The organism is Psychrobacter immobilis (genome assembly GCF_904846235.1).
GTDB lineage: Bacteria > Pseudomonadota > Gammaproteobacteria > Pseudomonadales > Moraxellaceae > Psychrobacter > Psychrobacter immobilis_C.
In genome coordinates this window covers 76289-94280 of the sequence record NZ_CAJGZN010000008.1, presented here as the reverse complement: position 1 = coordinate 94280, position 17992 = coordinate 76289, and the positions used below count along the sequence as shown (strand labels likewise).

Here is a 17992-nt window from a genome sequence, read left to right as displayed (position 1 = left end):
CTTTTAATCTATCTGAGGTTTATTGCCTCAAACGCCATATATATCAATAAACACATGGCTTACTCCCTCTCTTTATTCTATACTATAATCATCCCCAAGTGAACCTTGGGGATGATTAAGTGTTAAAACTATTACTCTATAAGGTTTTACTAAAAACACTAATGAATACCAGTGTCCATGACAGTGTCCAATACTTCTATGTTTTTCTACAGAATAGACTTTTTATAAGTCATCAACCATAAACCTATCATTAACTTTAATTATCATATGACGGATATATATTATGGCTATCGACACTGCAAACGATATCAATAAGCTCGAATGCCGAGACAAAGATTATTCTGTCAGTGTCTCAGGTGTAGCTGGCTTAAGTCTGCGTATTTATCCAAATGGCAAAAAGGAATACTACTTACGTTATTCCCATCCGCATATCGAGGGCAAACGTCCTAGGATGATGTTGGGTAAGATTGAGGATGTCAGTCTCCATGAGGTTAAATATAAAGCAGACACCATTCTTGATATGGTCGCAAAAGGCTCTGACCCTAAAGCTATCCAGCAAAAAGAGCAAACCAATAAATATACTCACCTAAAAAACGCACCATTTTCTGAAATTGCCAAAGCATGGCGAGAACACAAAACAGCAGGTCGCACTCAAAGTAAATCTAAAAAACCGTCATACAGTGAGTCAACCCTTAAGTTCTGGGATTTATGTCTAGGATATATGTGCCAAGAAATTGGTGATTTAAGAATGGACGATATCACTAGCGAGATGATACTGAGTGTGTGTGAGTCGATTCAAAACAATAAAAACCAAGCAACTTTCGTTGGTGCAAGCACTCGTCTGTATACTGAAAAGGTATTTTCATTCGCTGTTGCTCGAGGGTTGTGCGATAGAAATGTGGCAATTGATACCCGTGGTGAGCTTGCACCTGCCAATTCAGGCAATCACTTGCCTGCCATCACCAAGCCAGACCAATTTGCGACTCTCTTAAAGGATATGTCGAATTTTAGAGGTGCAAGTAAGATTACATTAGAGGCGATGAACTTATTACCTTACGTGTTTGTACGTAGCATCGATCTGCGCTCAATGCGTTGGGGTGACATCGATTGGGACAACAATACATGGGCATTCTCCCCGACTAAAGGCGAAGGTCGTGACGATATGGTCTCGCACTTAGTTGTTCCCTTGGCCACGCAAGTGATTACGCGATTACGAAACATCCAATCAATTACTGGGCATAAGGAATATGTATTTGCGTCGATGCGCGGTTCAAGCAACGCCTATATCAGTAAGGCGACGTTGGTGCAGATATTCCACCGACTTGGATATAAAGACGTGCAATGTGCGCATGGATTTCGAGCATCCGCTAAAACTTTGCTCATGGAACAGCCTGAGCTACGCTATTCTGACATCGTCACAGAGTTACAGCTAGGTCACAGGATAAAAGACACACATGGCGGGGCTTACAACAGACTTGATGAAATCGACACTAGGGTGCAGATGATGCAAGATTGGGCAGATTATATAGATGAGCTTCGGAGTCGTTAGAGAACTATTTTAGAGTCAAAAACCATATTTTTTTGCACTTATTTGTGCTTCTTTGAAATGTATTTTACGGAAGTTCACAGGAGACATCCCAGTAAACTGCTTAAATTGTCGACTAAAGGCACTATGATCACCGTATCCACAGTTTAAGGAGACTTGAGTTACTGTTAGCTTATGATTCGCTAGTAGTCGAATGGCATGCTCTAGGCGCATTTTTTGTACAAACTGAATGGGTGACATATTGAGCACTGCTTTGAAGGTACGCTCCAATTGCGATTGACTAAGATTTGCCAATTTCGCCAATTGACCAATATTAATCTTTTGATCAAGATTGTCTCGTACGTATTGATCTACGCTTGCCAATCGAGCGTGTTTGCGTAATATCCGCTCGTTATCTTCATCAATATCTACTGATATACCTACCATTGCTACAATATGATTTTTTACATCATAGACGGGGATTTTTTGCGTGATACACCATCCTAGCTGTCCTGATGCATAGCTATGAAGTTCTAGTTTATCAATAATCTCCCTGCCTTCCTTTAACACTCTCAGATCCTGATTGAGATAATCCTTGCCTTGAGATTTCAAAAATACTTGCTCTGTAGTCAGTCCTATTAGTGCTTTTTTGTTTTTAAGCCCGCTACGTCTAATGAGCGTTTTACTGACTAGTCGATAGCATGCTTGGTCATCTTTAACAAAAAAAACCACATTTTTCATAGTATCAAACAAAGGCATCAATAATGATATATTGCCAACAAACTCATCGAAATTGGCTGGTTGATAAGCCTGTAGGTGTTTTGACAGTTGTTTTGTAGGTGTTTCTAATACTAACGGCCGCATCGGTATATTCCCATATAGCATCTCAAGCTTGTCGTTGAGCTTTTCAGGTATTTTAGGGTGCTACACAATATTTATACTCCTAAATATCTTTATAACCTGTGCAGAAATGCGCATTTATTCATATAAAAACATCAAGACTGCTTTTCTGAAAAACGTCATTCTATATTTACGCCTTGTTCATTTATGAATAACGCTAACAGTATATTAACTCACGGATGAATCAGGTAGGCAGTCATGTTTGATACGCTTTTCACTCTTAAGATTATTGATTCGCATACTGGCGGTGAACCTACTCGTATGGTATATGCAGGATTTCCTGAGCTTAGTGGACAAACTATTCAAGAAAAACTTCAAGACTTCAGACAGAATTTCGATCATTTGCGTCAAAGCATTATTTTAGAACCTCGTGGTAATGATGTGCTTGTCGGAGCGCTTTTGTGCCCGCCTTCTGATCCTCGTGCCACGGCTGGCGTGATCTTCTTTAATAATCATGGCTATTTAGGTATGTGTGGCCATGGCACTATCGGCGTTATTGCATCTCTAGCTTATCAACAAAAAATAACCGCTGGTGATCACTATCTAGAAACAAGCGTAGGCCTAGTTAAAGCAACCTTGCATGATGATGGTAGTTGTAGCGTCCAGAACGTCCCCTCTTATCGCTACCAAAAACAAGTAGAAGTTCAAGTACCCAATATCGGTCCTATCTATGGAGATATCGCTTGGGGTGGTAATTGGTTTTTCTTAGTCAACGATCATAAGCAAGCTATTGAAGCCAATAATGTTGAGGCGCTTACTCAATTTAGCATACAGATTAAGGAGGCACTTCATAAGTCTGGAATCACGGGTGCTGACAATGGCGAAATTGATCATATAGAACTGTTTGGCAAGAGCGATCTCGCCGGCACTAACAGCAAAAACTTCGTATTATGCCCTGGATCTGCCTACGATCGCTCTCCTTGTGGTACTGGAACCAGTGCCAAATTGGCTTGCTTAGCCGCAGATAATGTACTCGCACCTGGTGAGACTTGGTATCAGCAAAGCATCATTGGCAGTGTCTTTAGTGCCAGCTATCAGCCTATTGATGTGCTTAGTAATCATAGCCCTCTTCATAACTACCCTATCAATACTATTATCCCCACGATTCGAGGGTACGCCTACGTATGTGCAGAGACCTCTCTCATCGTTCAAGACAGCGATCCGTTCAAATGGGGTATTTCTTTATAAATACCAGTTTGTATGGATTCTAGTAGGAAGCAACCAATCACTGCTCAGTAAGGTCAAAAAAGCGAGACTATCATGGACACACAAGTGTTTGATATACATATCATCGGTGGTGGCATTATCGGACTATGTGCTGCGGTTACCCTACAGTCTCGTGGGGTAAAAGTTGCAATTTTGGAAGCCGATAAAATTGCGCGCGGTGCAACTTATGGCAACGCAGGTCACATTGCCACTGAACAGGTTTTCCCTATTGCTGATGCCAGTATCTTACGACATGTTCCTGCCATGCTACTCAACCCTGAAGGGCCTCTGCGTATAGATTGGCGCTACCTTCCACGCTTAGCACCATGGGCATTCAAGTTATTACTTAATATGCGTACCGAACCATTTGCACGCAGTCACCAAGCGCTTTTGGCATTAAATGCACAGAGCCTTCAAGCTTGGCAAGATTTTGCCAAAGAGTGGCAATTACATTCTTGGGTACAAATACAAGGATCTGTATTAACCGCAGAGACGCCCAACAGTCTAAAAGTACTGACTGAGCACGGTCAACGTTTAAATAGTTTAGGGGTTTCTAACAACCTACTCTCACAATCAGCACTGACAGATCTTGAGCCTGCGTTAAAAGACAATCAACTGGGTGCTTTGTTTTTTCCAGAGACAGGTCATATCACCAATATAGAAGCCATTACCCATAAATTAAGCACTATTTTTAGATCGCTTGGCGGTCAAATTTATGAAAACTGCCGTGTTCTGAGCGCGGAAGTAATAACTGATGGTATTCGTCTGACGACGACACAAAAGCAGCTTCACGCCAACAAGGTTATGCTCGCCGCAGGAGCTCATTCCAAAGCCTTAGCCAAACAGCTAACAGGTGTCTCAGTACCAATGGATACAGAGCGAGGCTATCACCTGATGCTTCCTAACGAAAGCCAGCGTCTCAACATTCCTGTTTCTAGCATGGATCGCCGCTTTATTATGACGCCGATGGAAAAAGGGCTGCGCTTGGCTGGCACTGTTGAGTATGCAGGACTTGAGGCGCCAGCAAACATGAACCGTGCGAATATGCTGTTAAAACAAGCTCAAGCAATGCTAAACACCCCGCTAGATAGTGACAGCAATACGCAATGGATGGGGTTTAGACCTTCTACAGCAGACTCGCTACCCATCATAGATAGACATAACTCAGTCTTTTTAAACTTTGGTCATCAGCATCTAGGTCTGACCCAAGCTGTCGTAAGCGCACAGATGGTCGCGGCTTTGTATTTTGGCGATACTGCCATGGTAGATCCTACTGCCTATCGTCTAAATCGCTTCAAACGTAAGTCTTTTAAATAATAATCGAACATCTTATCTCTATGACAACTCATAGAACCAACAATGTCGCTAACAGCTCATGGCTGACTAACGGCTTTTACTTCCAAATAAGGATATTTATATGAACATTCATGGCGTTTTAGTCCCTATCGTTACTCCTTTTGATATTAATGGAGATATCGATACTCAAAAGTTAACCGAACTGGTCAATGTATTCGTAGAAAAAGGCGTTACCGGAATCGTAGCTTGCGGTACAACGGGTGAATACTACACGTTCTCGCCTGCAGAGCGTGAACTGGTTTTGACCACTATCGCTGATGCTGCCAAAGGCAAAGTCACTCTGATTGCAGGTATCAACAGTTTATCGACCAATCATTCTATCGAACTTGCTCATCAAGCCAAAAACTTGGGTTACAACGGCTTAATGTTATCAGCCAATCCGTATAGCCTACCAGACCAAGACGGTATTATTGCGCATTTTGAAACCGTCGCTGATGCCACTGACCTACCTATCATTATGTACAATTTTCCAGCACGCGTCGGTGTAAGCATTGAGTTTGAAACCGTCGCGCATTTATCCAAACATCCAAATATTGTAGGTGTCAAAGAAAGCAGCGGCGATTTTAGCCATGCATTACGTATGCTACAGGCTGATTTTGAAAACTTTGAAGTGGTTTGTGGTTGTGATGACCAACCAGTAGATTTCTTCTTTTGGGGTGCTAAGAGCTGGATTGCTGGTGCGGCTAACGTATTTCCAGCAGAACAAGTCGCATTGTTTGAAGCCACACAAAAAGGCGATTGGAACCATGCTAAGGAGCTGATGACAGCCATGTATCCTGCTATCCACTCTATGGAGTCTGGAAACTATAACCAAAAAGCCAAAGCAGGCTGCATTAACGGGAGCATTAATGTTGGGTCAGTACGACTACCTTTGACTGATATGTCAAAAGAAGAGGCTCAGGCATTTTTAGCACTTCTGTCTTGATACATCGCACCATTCTTATCGTTCCTACCATTGTATAGAAAAGGATAATCTAATGAGTATGACCACAGCGCAAGTCTTCGAACTCGCCAGCAACCAAAAGCTTTGGGCAGGCCATTTAATAGATACCACAGCACCAGTATCCGAGACAACACTTCCTAACTACAGCCCTATTGATAATACCTGCATAGGTAGCATTGCTAATGGGAGTCGGCAAGATGTTAATACGGCGGTCGCGGCAGCCCGAGACGCTTTTGAACATGGTGAGTGGCGACGGATGTCTCCTGCAGAGCGCAAAGCTATCATGCAGCGCTGGTGTCAGTTAATGCATGAGCATATGGATGAGTTAGCTGCCTTAGATTGCGTCGATGCAGGCAAGCCTATTACGGAATGTCTCAACACTGACCTGCCCGCTACGATTGAAACCTTTGAATGGTACGCCGAAACGGCTGATAAGGTTTTTGGTAAAGTTGCTCCGACGGGAAGTGACTCACTAGGTCTGGTCGTGCAAGAGCCTATCGGTGTAGTGGGTACGGTACTACCATGGAATTTCCCAGCACAAATGTATGCATGGAAAGTTGCACCCGCATTAATAACCGGCAACTCAGTCATTGTTAAACCTGCTGAATTGACCTCGCTCTCAGCATATCGATTAACACAATTGGCGTACGAGGCTGGCGTGCCAAAAGCGGCGTTGCAGTTAGTCTGTGGGCTTGGTGAAGAAGTAGGTGCGGCACTCGGTCAGCATATGGATGTTGATATGGTTTCTTTTACAGGATCAACCGAAGTCGGTCGACTGTTTCTACAGTACTCTGCACAAAGCAATCTCAAGGAAGTGGTCTTAGAGTGTGGTGGCAAAAGCCCTCAAATCGTCTTTGCAGATGCCCTTATCAATGAACAAACCATCGAGCATATTTTATCCGCTGCCTTTTGGAATATGAGCGAAAACTGTAGCTGTGGTTCACGCCTACTTGTCCATTCTAGCCAAAAAGAAGTGTTGTTAACGCTATTAAAAGAAGGTCTTCAGTCTTGGAAGGTTGGTCATCCTTATGATCCCGAGGTCGCTATTGGCCCAATGATCGAAAAAGCGCATTTTGAGAAAGTAATATCACATCTCAATACTGCAAAAACGGAGGGTGCTCGTTTGATCGCAGGTGGACGTATCCACGATGAACTCGGTAGTGGCTGGTATATCGAGCCTACCGTCTTTGATAATGTCAGCCCAGACATGACGCTGTTTAAAGAAGAGGTTTTTGGTCCGCTTTTAGCTGTCACTAGTTTTGAAACCGAAGAGGAAGCTATTCAGCTCGCCAATCAGAGTAATTATGGGCTTGCTGCATCCTTCTATACACAAAATATCCATCGCGCATTCCGCGTGGCATCCGCTATTAAAGCTGGTACCGTCTCGATTAATGGCTTTTCTGAGGGCGATATTACGACACCTTTTGGTGGTTATAAACAATCTGGCTTCGGCGGTCGTGACAATGGCTTAGAGGCGTTGTCCCAGTATACCCAAACCAAAACTATCTGGTTGGTGAACTAAAAACTGACATTGTCCGCTATCCACGCCCAAGTCAGCATAACCGAAAACACTACAAGGAAGTAAAGTTATGGAAAATATCATCAATACTATCGTCGGGTATATTTGGAGTGACGCCCTGGTCTATCTTGCGTTAGGTATCGGCATATATTTTACGATTATGACTCGTGCCGTGCAAATCCGTTATTTCAAAGAAATGATTAGGCTGTTGTTCGACAAACAAAGTTCATCAGCAGGGATTAGCTCCTTCCAAGCTTTCTGTATGGCGCTATCAGGACGTATTGGTGTGGGTAATATCGCTGGGGTTGCAACAGCCATTGCAGCAGGTGGCCCTGGCGCGGTATTTTGGATGATTTTCATGGGTGTGTTAGGTGGTGCTAGCGCTTTTATTGAGTCTACCTTAGCGCAGGTATACAAACATAAGGTCGGTGATCAATATCGTGGCGGCTCCCCGTTCTATATTGAAAGAGGATTAAAGCTAAAACCTTTTGCTATCATCGTCGCTATCGTGACCTGTCTATCTTACGGCGTGTTAGTGCCTGGTGTTCAGGCCAATACCATTGCGGACTCTTTTAATACAGCATTTAATATACCGCCCGTTGTAACAGGAATTATCCTAGTCGTACTCTTAGGTATCATTATTTTTGGCGGTGTAAAGCGTATTGCTAATTTTGCAGGAAAAGTCGTACCTGTCATGGCAATCGGTTATATCCTCATGATGGTGATTGTATTGGCATTTAACGCTCAAAATATCCCTGCAATGTTTGCACTTATCTTTAAGAGTGCTTTTGGCATGGATGCAGTGTTTGGTGGTATGGTTGGGACCGCAATCTCTTGGGGCGTACGCCGTGCTGTTTTCTCAAACGTTGCGGGTGCTGGTGAGGCGACCTTTAGCTCAGCGGCAGCCGAAGTATCACATCCTGCTAAACAAGGCTTAGTGCAAAGCTTCTCTATCTACATCGATACGGTGCTTGTCTGTACTGCAACAGCGTTGATGATCCTATCAACTGGCATGTATAACGTGGTGACCCCCGAAGGTGTAACCCTAGTTGATAATATGCCTGGTGTTGAAGCTGGCACGGCATTTACCCAAGCGGCTGTCTCCACTGTCTTTAACCAGTATGGAAGTGGTTTTGTTGCGATTGCTATCTTTTTATTCGCCTTCACCTGTTTGGTTGCTTATTACTATATCGCCGAAACTACGTTGGTCTATTTGGACAATAAACTGCGCTACCCCATTCTCAAGCATGTACTCAAACTGGTATTTTTAATCGTTTGTTTCACTGGTAGTGTTCAGTCAATCGGTATGATGTGGGCGTTAGGTGACATAGGGTTTGGCAGTATGTGCTACCTGAATTTCATTGCCATTTTACTGCTAAGTAAAGTTGCTCTAAAAGTTCTAAAAGACTACGACGAGCAGATGAAATTAGGTATAAACCCTGTCTTTGACCCTAGAAAGGCTGGAGTGGATAATGCGGACTTTTGGATAGAATATAGCAATGAGCATGGTCACAAAAAATCGCTCTAATAATAGTGCATTAGAGGTCTGCCAGTATCTACTAGTAAAAAAGTTGTTATCAACATCAAGCAGGCCTCACCTATTTATGTTAAATTGCAAAAAACTATAAGGATATTATGTATCAGATAGCCATAGTATTGTATCCATTTATTTGATAGGAAGGTTGAAGATGACACTAGATAACAACGTACTACGTAAACGCACCAGCTTGTTAGGTTCATTGCTAGGCGATGCTATTTCTCGCCAATCTGGTGAACAAACGCTAGATACGATTGAGAAGCTACGTAAGGGATTTATTCAACAGCGTCGTGAGCCGAATGAGGCACACAAACAGCAGCTTATCGATTTTATTGCTTCTTTGGACAATCAAACCTTAAAAAATGTCATACGCGGCTTTTCTATCTATTTTTTCCTAGCCAATCTAAGTGAAGAGAATTATTTGCGTGAGCAGCGTCATGCGCAGCGTATGCAATCTGAGCAAAGCTGGGAAGGATCATTTCGTCGTACGTTGCTCGAGTGTCGTGAGCGCAATATCGAGCCTGCTCAAATGCAAGAGCTGATTGATCAGCTAAAGTTTACGCCTGTGTTTACCGCACATCCTACCGAAGCGCGTCGCCGTACAACGATGAATATCTTACAAAGTCTATTCACTCACAGCGATGCTTTAAATGACCTAACTGAAAACAGCTTTGCTTACGAGCAAGCCAAAGAGCAAACTGCACAAACGATTGATCTGTTATGGTCATCAGATGAAGTGCGCACTCGTAAGCCATTGGTATATGATGAAATTAACAATGGTCTACATTACTTTAATGCCAGTTTGTTCAATGCGATTCCTAAAGTATATCGTAATATCAAAAAAGCCATTGTCGATATCTATCCAGAGCTCACAGACTATCCACTACCCGCATTTATGAGCTTTGGCTCATGGATTGGCGGCGATAGAGATGGCAATCCTTTTGTGACTTTTGAGACCACAGAACTTGCTGTATTGATGCATGCTGATACCGTGCTGCGTCACTATCAAGTGCTACTCAAAAAACTGCGTCGACAGCTGATTCATAGTGACACCATTGTCACCGTTTCACCTGACGTCTATACCAAAATCAAAAGTTATGATGAGCTTGATCAGCGTGTGTTTGACTATAACCTCGATGACTATGGCAATGAGCCATATCGTCGCCTGCTCTCTATCATTCTGACTAAAGTTAAAGCCACTAATCGCCGCATCCAAAGCAAAGGCACGGATATCGAAGCTGAAAAAGATGCCTATGCCAATCCAGAAGAATTACTAGAAGACCTGCGCATTATCCGTCAAAGTGTCAATACACACGATACGGCACACGCCGAAGGATTACTACTAGATGTCATTCGTTTGGTCAAAACTTGCGGCTTTCATCTAGCTGCTCTCGATATCCGTCAAGAGTCGTCATACCATAGCGAAGTCATTGCCGATATCTTTGCCAGTGCCTCCAACCTGCCTGATTATCAAACGCTAAGCGAAGCCGAACGCCAAGAGTGGTTGACACGCTTGCTAGAAAAACCAGGTACACCGCTCATCTATACTGATAATCTGACAGATAAAACGCGTGAGCAATTGTCACTGATGAATTCGGTCGCTACACTACGCAAACTGGTGGGACAGGCTACTTTTGGTAGCTATGTGATCTCAATGACCAACAATGCTAGTCAGCTACTAGAAGTGTTGCTACTCATGCGGTTTGCAGGCCTATGCAGCATTGATGACGAAGGACAGTTATCTGCTGATTTACCAGTCGCACCGTTGTTTGAAACCATCGAAGATCTCAAAAATATTGATAAAATCTTGCCTGCCGTGTTAGATAATCCACTGTATCGCGGATTGCTACAAAATACCGATAACACACAAGAGATCATGCTAGGTTATTCAGATTCATCAAAAGATGGCGGCATTATTACCTCGGCATGGCAGCTTTATAGCGCACAGCAAACCATCAATAACATTGCTGAGCAATATGGTATCAAAACACGATTGTTCCATGGTCGCGGTGGTTCTGTAAGCCGTGGTGGCGGGTCAACGCATAAAGCCATTGCTGCACAGCCAGCTGGCACGCTACATGGTCAGGTTAAAGTGACCGAGCAAGGTGAAGTGCTCTATGCCAAATACGCCAATACGGATACCGCTGTATTTGAGCTCACTATGGGCATCACGGGTACACTCAAGGCCTGCTCATCAAGGTTTGTGGTGCAACCTGCTGAGCTGCCAGATTATGAAGCGCTGTTTGCACGCTTAGCAAATGAGGGTGAGCAACGTTATCGCGAGCTGACCGATCATACCGAAGGGTTTTATAAATTCTACTCCGAGGTCACCCCAGTACAAGAAATTTCTTTACTAAACATTGGCTCGCGTCCTGCCCATCGCAAAAAAGGTCTACCAAGTAAAACCACATTACGCGCGATTCCTTGGGTATTTGGCTGGTCATTGGCACGCTTTACCTTACCTGCTTGGTACGGTGTAGGCAGTGCATTAGACAGTGTCAAAAAAGACGAAGCATTGATGAAAGAGATGAACAAGCACTGGCCGTTTTTTAGCGTATTTATCAGTAATATCGAGATGGCCTTTACCAAAGCCAATATGAATATTGCCGAGGCTTATAGTCAACTGTGTGATGATGAGCCGTTACGCGAAAAGATCATGACAGCGGTCACCGATGAATATACGCTGACCAATTCAGGATTAAACTCTCTGCTTGAGCAAGACTCTTTATTATCCAATCAGCAAAACCTTGCCTCATCTCTGCAATGGCGCGACGCTTATCTAGACCCGATTAACTATATCCAGATTGAGCTGTTGAAGCGTGCTAGACAACAGGACACCCCGAACGATTCGGCACATGGCGACCTTAATGTAGAAGATCCATTAATCCGTAGTATCAATGCGCTAGCTGCAGGGTTACGAAATACTGGTTAAGGTAGCTTTTCGATAATTAGCTTTCGGATAAATAAAAAGCTTATACCAATTGTCGCAAATATTAAGGCTTCGTTCGCGAAGCCTTAATATTATTCAAAACCCTTCAAAAAATATCTCGCCAGATATCAATCGCAGTTTAGTACTGCGTTGATTGATATTGCCTATTAGGTGATTCGTAATTCATTGTTTGAATAACCGATCCGAACAAGATACCGTAAAATATATTTTTACTTCATGTATATGTAGGGTCTGCTCCAATGGAAACGCCTCAATCAACACCATCTCTAGACGTCTCAATAGAAAATGACTACCAAATAGAGTCCGTTGCGCTCATTGACCGCGCTATTCAAATACGCTGGAATGATGGTATTAATAGTACGTATCACTATATTTGGCTGCGTGATAACTGCCCATCGGCTTTTCATCCGCACACTGGCGAGCGTAGTTTTGAAGTGTCTCAAAAGATATCCATCCACTCTCTGTCTCTTTTGATGAGACAACGCTAACGATTGAATGGTCAGAACAAGCACATATCAGCCACTTTGAACAAAACTGGTTACGTGAGTTTGGGTATTCTAGTGCATTGGCCAAGGACCATAGCAGTCCTTATGAAAGTTGGGATGGCACGTTTATTGACCACATTCCGATGTATGACCAACAGAGCATCATGGCCAGTGACAGTGCTTTATATGAGTGGATGAGTGCGCTGGATAAATATGGGCTTACTATCATTGATAATATGCCAGATGACTCTGATGCTGGCGTACAGACCGCCATGCGAGTCGATTATCTGCGGCAGACTAATTTCGGTATGACATTCGATGTGATATCAGAAAAGTCGCCGATTAATTTGGCTTATACCTCGCTCTCATTACCTTTGCATACCGACTTGCCAAATCAGGAACTGCCTCCAGGCTATCAATTTTTGCATTTTTTGAGTAATGAAAGCATAGGCGGCGAATCTACTTTCGTAGATGGGTTAAAGGTGTTAGAAGGGTTACGAGAAGAGCAGCCTGAATATTTTCGCTTGCTGGCCGAATATGCCATCCCCTTTCGTTTTCATGACACTGCCCATGATATCCGTGAGCACCCCCCTGTCATCAATCTAGACAACTTTGGCAATATTGTAGAAATCAAATACAACGCCCATCTTGCAGATGTTTTCGATTTACCAAGTGACGTTATGTACGACTACTACCTTGCTTATCGAGAGCTAATGGCCCGACTAAAAGACAGTCGCTATAAGATTGAATTAAAATTAGCAGCGGGTCAAATGGTCGTTTTTGATAACCGCCGAGTCCTGCATGGGCGTAACGCATTTGATGAAAATGTGGGCGAGCGTCGTCTCAAAGGCTGTTATGTTGACCGCTCAGAATTTAAAAGCCGTTTACGAACGCTTAAAAAGCAACTGGCTTAACACGACCTGCAAGCTAGCTAAAGCATGGAGCATTAAGCCCACAAAAAAAGCCCCATTACTCTTCTCTAAACATGAGAGAAGAGTAATGGGGCTTAATGTTAGTCACTTACTGATTTATAGCTGTTAATATAATTTTATAGCGCTAATAGCAGCTCTAATAACTGGATTCACGATATAAGGTTTTATGTGCTTCTATCTTAAAATCTGCAGCGCTGACAGCAGGCGTAAGACCATGTGTACTGTACTTAGCTTGTATGATCTTTTCTTCCTCACGAAACAGCACATTTTGCGCTTCTTGCTTGAAGTCATGATAGCTAATGGCGGTGTCATCTTCATGACCGTCAATAACTATAGGTCTGCTAGGTTGATTTTGGCTATTCGAATGCTGTTGTACAGTCTGATTAGCATTAGCTTCTTTAGTAATATTGCTGACTGTTAAACCGTTATTAGTCGTCGACGCTTGAGATAGCGTGGAAGAGATACGGTTAGACATATAGAAGGCAGATATTAGAACAATACAGATGACACTGATAATAGCAAGAACAAGACTACGGGGTCTGATGCTTTTTGGCTCGATATCATTATTCACGTTTTCTGAGTCGTTCATAGTTACGTACCATATAATTCATATCATCAATGGCACAGAACCATGCCTTTTACATAATGATACGAATTTGATATTGTGTTGCAACAATTTCTAGTACGAACGCCTCGAATAAATTGATAGACGGTTATCTAACTGTCTGAAATGGTATAAAACGTAAACCATTTAATCATTGGTTTCGCGGTACAAGGTAGTCTGCGACTCTTGTCTAAAATCTTCATAAGTTATGGCAGCTTCTTCAGTAGCTATAACTGCGGCATCATTCTCTGATGTAGGAGCTTCAGAAGTTGACACTGATTCACTAACAGCTGGCAGGTCCTGTCTATTGTTGCCCAAAGTATCTTGCTGAGTAGTGGCTGGTTGCGTACTTACAGGGTCAACGCCATCCGTAGTTGTTTGACTGTCAGTAGACAGTACTGGATCAGCACTAACAGCTGGTGTACTGTCTATCTCTACATTACCATCAGTGCTGTTGTCTATACTATCAACCGCAGAAGTAGATAAGACTCCTGAAAATACAAGCATTAATGCAATAGCAACCAATACGATTAAACCAATTGCCATAGCCATCATGAGAGATTTCTTGCTTTTGATCACTTTATTGTCTATGACTGGCTCTTCGATAGCTGATTCAGACACATCCTCAATTTTTAAAGGGATGTTTAAAGAATCATCATCTGATATCTCAGTTATGACAGATTCACTATGGTCAATCGTAGAGGGTGACTCTGTTTGATTACTACTATCTATATTGTTGCGATCTATATATTCTGGGGCCTCTGTATCTGAACTGACATCATTGACATCAATACTAATACTGTCGCTATCATTAGCGATATTCAGCACATGATTTTCAGATACATTTTCAAATAATGTACTTGTATTTGAGGCTTTAGAGGTGGTGTTTTCTGCTGTAGCATCTTCTGTTTCTAGTAATAATTCTTGTTCACTGCTTTGATCTTCAAACAGCTGCAACTCTTCTGTGCTCAAGGGTTCGAAAGCGGCAAGGTTCTTTGCACTTTCTAGTGTTTCAAACGCAGCCTGATCGTTCTCTTCAGAACCATGAACTCGATTAATAAAGCGTTCATAGATATCATTGTTATTACGCTTACGCGACTTTTGGTCAATAATTCTATCCAATTTTCCTTCAAAATCGGTGCCAGCGTCTTCTTTTTCGTCGCTCATAGAATAATACCAAACCAGTTTTCTCTACTGGTGTTAAATGATTGCTAGAATGAATTTTCTTACTATAGTGTAACAGTGTTATTAGCCAACAATATAGTTGCTCGACCTATTATCTTCAAGCACAATTTATGGGATAGCGCTAATATTGATAAGAACTATTCTAAATAATATGATAAACCAATCTTAAGAACTGTTCTATGTAGAGATAGCATAGACTATGACAGGCTCAATAGTATGGATTTAAAACAGCTCAATGCATTTATCGCGGTTGCAGATTTGTGCAGCTTTAGCGCTGCCGCCACCAAGACAGGACTGTCACAGCCGACCCTGAGTCGCTTGCTAAAACAGCTAGAGACTGACATGGGCGTGGTGCTTATTGATCGCTACCACAGGCCACTACATCTGACTGAAGCGGGCAGTTTTTTCTACGATAAAATAAGCACCATACTGACCGAGATTGATACGGTGACTAGTATGACTCAGCGTCTATCAGCACCCAGCAGCGTTTTAAATATAGGTTTTGTGCCCTCAGTGCTATATGGCCTGTTGCCTGAAATCATTGCCACGCTTAAACAGTTCAGCCCTGATATCGACGTTAATTTAAAAGACATTAGCTCATATCAACAAATGGATGCCCTCAAGTCTGGTGAGATTGATGTTGGTTTTGGCCGATTTGCACACCAAGATCCATGGATTCAGCAGATTCTGCTACGTCATGAACGCTACGTGGTGGCATTACCAAAATCACACCCGCTTGCCAATGTACGTAAGCAACGCTTGATAGACCTAGCGAACAATCGCTTAATTTTATATCATCAAACACATTTGCCAGTATCGTCCACGGTGACGACAGAGGCAGTGACCCAAGCGAACGACAAGTTATCTACAAATAGAGTCAACCGTGCTGCTACTCATGAAGCAGCATCTAGCGAGCCTATTACTGAGCCTTTACTACATCTTTTTGCCCAGTATGGCATCTCACCTTTTATGACCACGACAGTCAGTGATTTGCAGGTCGCATTGGGACTGGTCGCGGCAGGAGAAGGCATTACATTGGTGCCTGCCAGCTTGCAAACCGTACGTACGGAACAGATCAGCTACCAACGTTTGGTTCATGAAAATGTCACCTCCCCTATTTATTTACACACCCTCAAAGACTTTGTACATCCCAAAATACCTGACTTGCTCACAGCCATTTATCACGTCTACGAACAGCGCGGCATTACTTATCGGCAGCAAAATTTTGTCTCACAGGCCTAAATGGGCAGATATCCGTTGAATATTGTGTTATAAAGAACCGCCAAAAATAATTCATTTTAAATATTGATATTATTTTATAAGTATGCTAACTAACAAGAATAGCAATGCAAACAAATAGTAATACTAACTAGAATAATCATTCTCCTAGACAGTGTTGGTGTGATAAAGTCGATACGATGTAAATCGTTTTATATTCAGACGGTTTATAGGACGTTCTTTCATGATCATTGGCAAGCTGACACAGGTAAGTGATAATTTGCTGTTTTAACCATTTCGAGGTATTCATGTCCACACAACAACTCAATAACCCAAGCGCCCCTGACGATAGCGTTGCCTCGCAACAAGAGGGCTTTAGCTGGCGCATCTTTGGCCCAGGTATTTTGATGGCGACTGCTGCCATTGGTGGTTCGCATTTGATTTCATCAACACAGGCGGGTGCTATCTATGGCTGGCAATTGGCTATTATGATTGTATTGGCCAACGTGTTTAAGTACCCGTTTTTTCGCTTTGCAACTGACTACGTCTACGATACTGGCGAGAGTTTGATTGCAGGCTATGCCAAACGCTCAAAGGTATATCTTTGGGTATATTTTATTCTTTCTATCTTGTCAGCGGTTATTAGTACGGGTGCGGTTTCACTTATTGCGGCCGTAATTTTGGGCTTTATGTTGCCAGCCTCACTTGGTCTGTCGACAATGGCGTTATCTCTCATTATCGTCGCGGTCTCTTGGTTCTTTTTGATTGCAGGGCATTATAAGTTGCTCGATGGCGTGACTAAGTGGATTATGATTGCGCTTACCACGGCTACCGTTGCTGCAGTTATCATTGCAGCTGGCAAGCCAACCGTTATGGCAGTAGATTTTGTGGCGGCTTCTCCTTGGAATTTAGCCACGTTGGGATTCATCGTAGCACTCATGGGCTGGATGCCAGCACCGCTTGAGTTTGCTGCAATTACCTCTATGTGGACCTCTGCCAAAGTCAAAGCGGATCACACCACGCATAGCCAAGGCTTGTTAGATTTTAATGTTGGCTATGCAGTCTCAGCGATATTGGCCTTGTTCTTCTTATCGTTAGGCGTGTTTGTCCAGTACGGATCAGGACAAGAGATTGAGTTGGTCGGCGGTGCTTATATCAACCAGTTGATCAATATGTATACCGCAACCATTGGTGAATGGTCGAGATTGCTGGTCGCTTTCGTCGCCTTTATGTGTATGTTCGGCACGACCATTACCTGTGCTGATGGCTATGGACGCGCTAATGCTGAATGCTGGCGCCTGCTAAAAGGTGAAAGCGAGATCAATAAAAAGCAAATCGCTTTTTGGACGACCTATGCCATCGGTGGTGGTCTAGTAATTATCACTTTCTTCACAGGACAACTAGGCGCTATGCTTAAGTTTGCCATGATATCGGCGTTCGTCTCTGCGCCTATTTTTGGTTGGTTAAACTACTCATTGGTTAAAAAGCATAAGAAACTGTCAGCAGGTATGAATGCTCTGTCTATCGCGGGTCTAATATTCTTGGCAGGCTTCGCGTTATTGTTCTTGGCCAATATGGCAGGTTTATTTGCTTAACCTTTTGATTAATATAAGACTCATCGCTTAATCATTC

General features: G+C 42.9%; 14 protein-coding genes. 11 read left to right on the top strand and 3 right to left on the bottom strand.

Annotation, left to right across the window (positions count from 1 at the left end):
- Positions 1 to 283 precede the first annotated feature (283 nt).
- A complete protein-coding gene (locus JMX07_RS07240; RefSeq protein ID WP_201607137.1) occupies positions 284 to 1549 on the top strand; it encodes a tyrosine-type recombinase/integrase in 1266 nt (421 codons plus the stop codon).
- Positions 1550 to 1564: 15 nt separating this feature from the next.
- Here the strand turns inward: JMX07_RS07240 and JMX07_RS07235 are convergent, their stop codons facing one another.
- Positions 1565 to 2389 carry a helix-turn-helix domain-containing protein gene (locus tag JMX07_RS07235; protein WP_201607134.1) on the bottom strand — a complete coding sequence of 275 codons (825 nt, stop codon included), beginning with the start codon at positions 2387 to 2389 and terminating at the stop codon, positions 1565 to 1567.
- 234 nt (positions 2390 to 2623) lie between these two features.
- Between JMX07_RS07235 and JMX07_RS07230 the strand changes: the two genes are divergently transcribed.
- From JMX07_RS07230 to JMX07_RS07195, 8 genes are all read left to right on the top strand, one after another.
- The gene (locus JMX07_RS07230) at positions 2624 to 3613 is read left to right on the top strand and encodes a proline racemase family protein (RefSeq protein ID WP_201607131.1); all 990 of its coding nucleotides are present in this window, start codon (positions 2624 to 2626) and stop codon (positions 3611 to 3613) included.
- A 72-nt stretch (positions 3614 to 3685) separates the two neighbouring features.
- A complete protein-coding gene (locus JMX07_RS07225; RefSeq protein WP_201607128.1) occupies positions 3686 to 4948 on the top strand; it encodes an NAD(P)/FAD-dependent oxidoreductase in 1263 nt (420 codons plus the stop codon).
- A 100-nt stretch (positions 4949 to 5048) separates the two neighbouring features.
- On the top strand, positions 5049 to 5912 hold the full coding sequence (dapA, locus tag JMX07_RS07220) for a 4-hydroxy-tetrahydrodipicolinate synthase (RefSeq protein ID WP_201607127.1): 864 nt from the start codon (positions 5049 to 5051) through the stop codon (positions 5910 to 5912).
- Positions 5913 to 5964: 52 nt separating this feature from the next.
- A complete protein-coding gene (locus JMX07_RS07215) occupies positions 5965 to 7452 on the top strand; it encodes an aldehyde dehydrogenase (RefSeq protein ID WP_201607126.1) in 1488 nt (495 codons plus the stop codon).
- A 67-nt stretch (positions 7453 to 7519) separates the two neighbouring features.
- Positions 7520 to 8977, top strand: a complete 1458-nt coding sequence (locus JMX07_RS07210; protein WP_201607125.1) for an alanine/glycine:cation symporter family protein — start codon at positions 7520 to 7522, stop codon at positions 8975 to 8977.
- A gap of 160 nt (positions 8978 to 9137) precedes the next feature.
- The gene (gene ppc, locus JMX07_RS07205) at positions 9138 to 11918 is read left to right on the top strand and encodes a phosphoenolpyruvate carboxylase (protein WP_201607124.1); all 2781 of its coding nucleotides are present in this window, start codon (positions 9138 to 9140) and stop codon (positions 11916 to 11918) included.
- A 257-nt stretch (positions 11919 to 12175) separates the two neighbouring features.
- Positions 12176 to 12424: a gamma-butyrobetaine hydroxylase-like domain-containing protein gene (locus tag JMX07_RS07200; RefSeq protein WP_201607123.1), complete on the top strand. Its 249-nt coding sequence runs from the start codon at positions 12176 to 12178 to the stop codon at positions 12422 to 12424.
- A 77-nt stretch (positions 12425 to 12501) separates the two neighbouring features.
- The gene (locus tag JMX07_RS07195) at positions 12502 to 13335 is read left to right on the top strand and encodes a TauD/TfdA family dioxygenase (RefSeq protein ID WP_201607122.1); all 834 of its coding nucleotides are present in this window, start codon (positions 12502 to 12504) and stop codon (positions 13333 to 13335) included.
- A gap of 154 nt (positions 13336 to 13489) precedes the next feature.
- On the opposite strand, the gene JMX07_RS07190 is transcribed toward JMX07_RS07195, so the two are convergent.
- A complete protein-coding gene (locus JMX07_RS07190; RefSeq protein ID WP_201607114.1) occupies positions 13490 to 13942 on the bottom strand; it encodes a hypothetical protein in 453 nt (150 codons plus the stop codon).
- A 162-nt stretch (positions 13943 to 14104) separates the two neighbouring features.
- Positions 14105 to 15124 carry a hypothetical protein gene (locus tag JMX07_RS07185; RefSeq protein WP_201607113.1) on the bottom strand — a complete coding sequence of 340 codons (1020 nt, stop codon included), beginning with the start codon at positions 15122 to 15124 and terminating at the stop codon, positions 14105 to 14107.
- Between the two features lie 234 nt (positions 15125 to 15358).
- Here JMX07_RS07185 and JMX07_RS07180 point away from each other — a divergent pair, with 234 nt between their 5' ends.
- Both JMX07_RS07180 and JMX07_RS07175 read left to right on the top strand, forming a co-directional pair.
- Positions 15359 to 16384 carry a LysR family transcriptional regulator gene (locus tag JMX07_RS07180; protein WP_179799186.1) on the top strand — a complete coding sequence of 342 codons (1026 nt, stop codon included), beginning with the start codon at positions 15359 to 15361 and terminating at the stop codon, positions 16382 to 16384.
- Positions 16385 to 16668: 284 nt separating this feature from the next.
- On the top strand, positions 16669 to 17955 hold the full coding sequence (locus JMX07_RS07175) for an NRAMP family divalent metal transporter (protein WP_379544368.1): 1287 nt from the start codon (positions 16669 to 16671) through the stop codon (positions 17953 to 17955).
- The last annotated feature ends 37 nt before the right edge of the window (positions 17956 to 17992 follow it).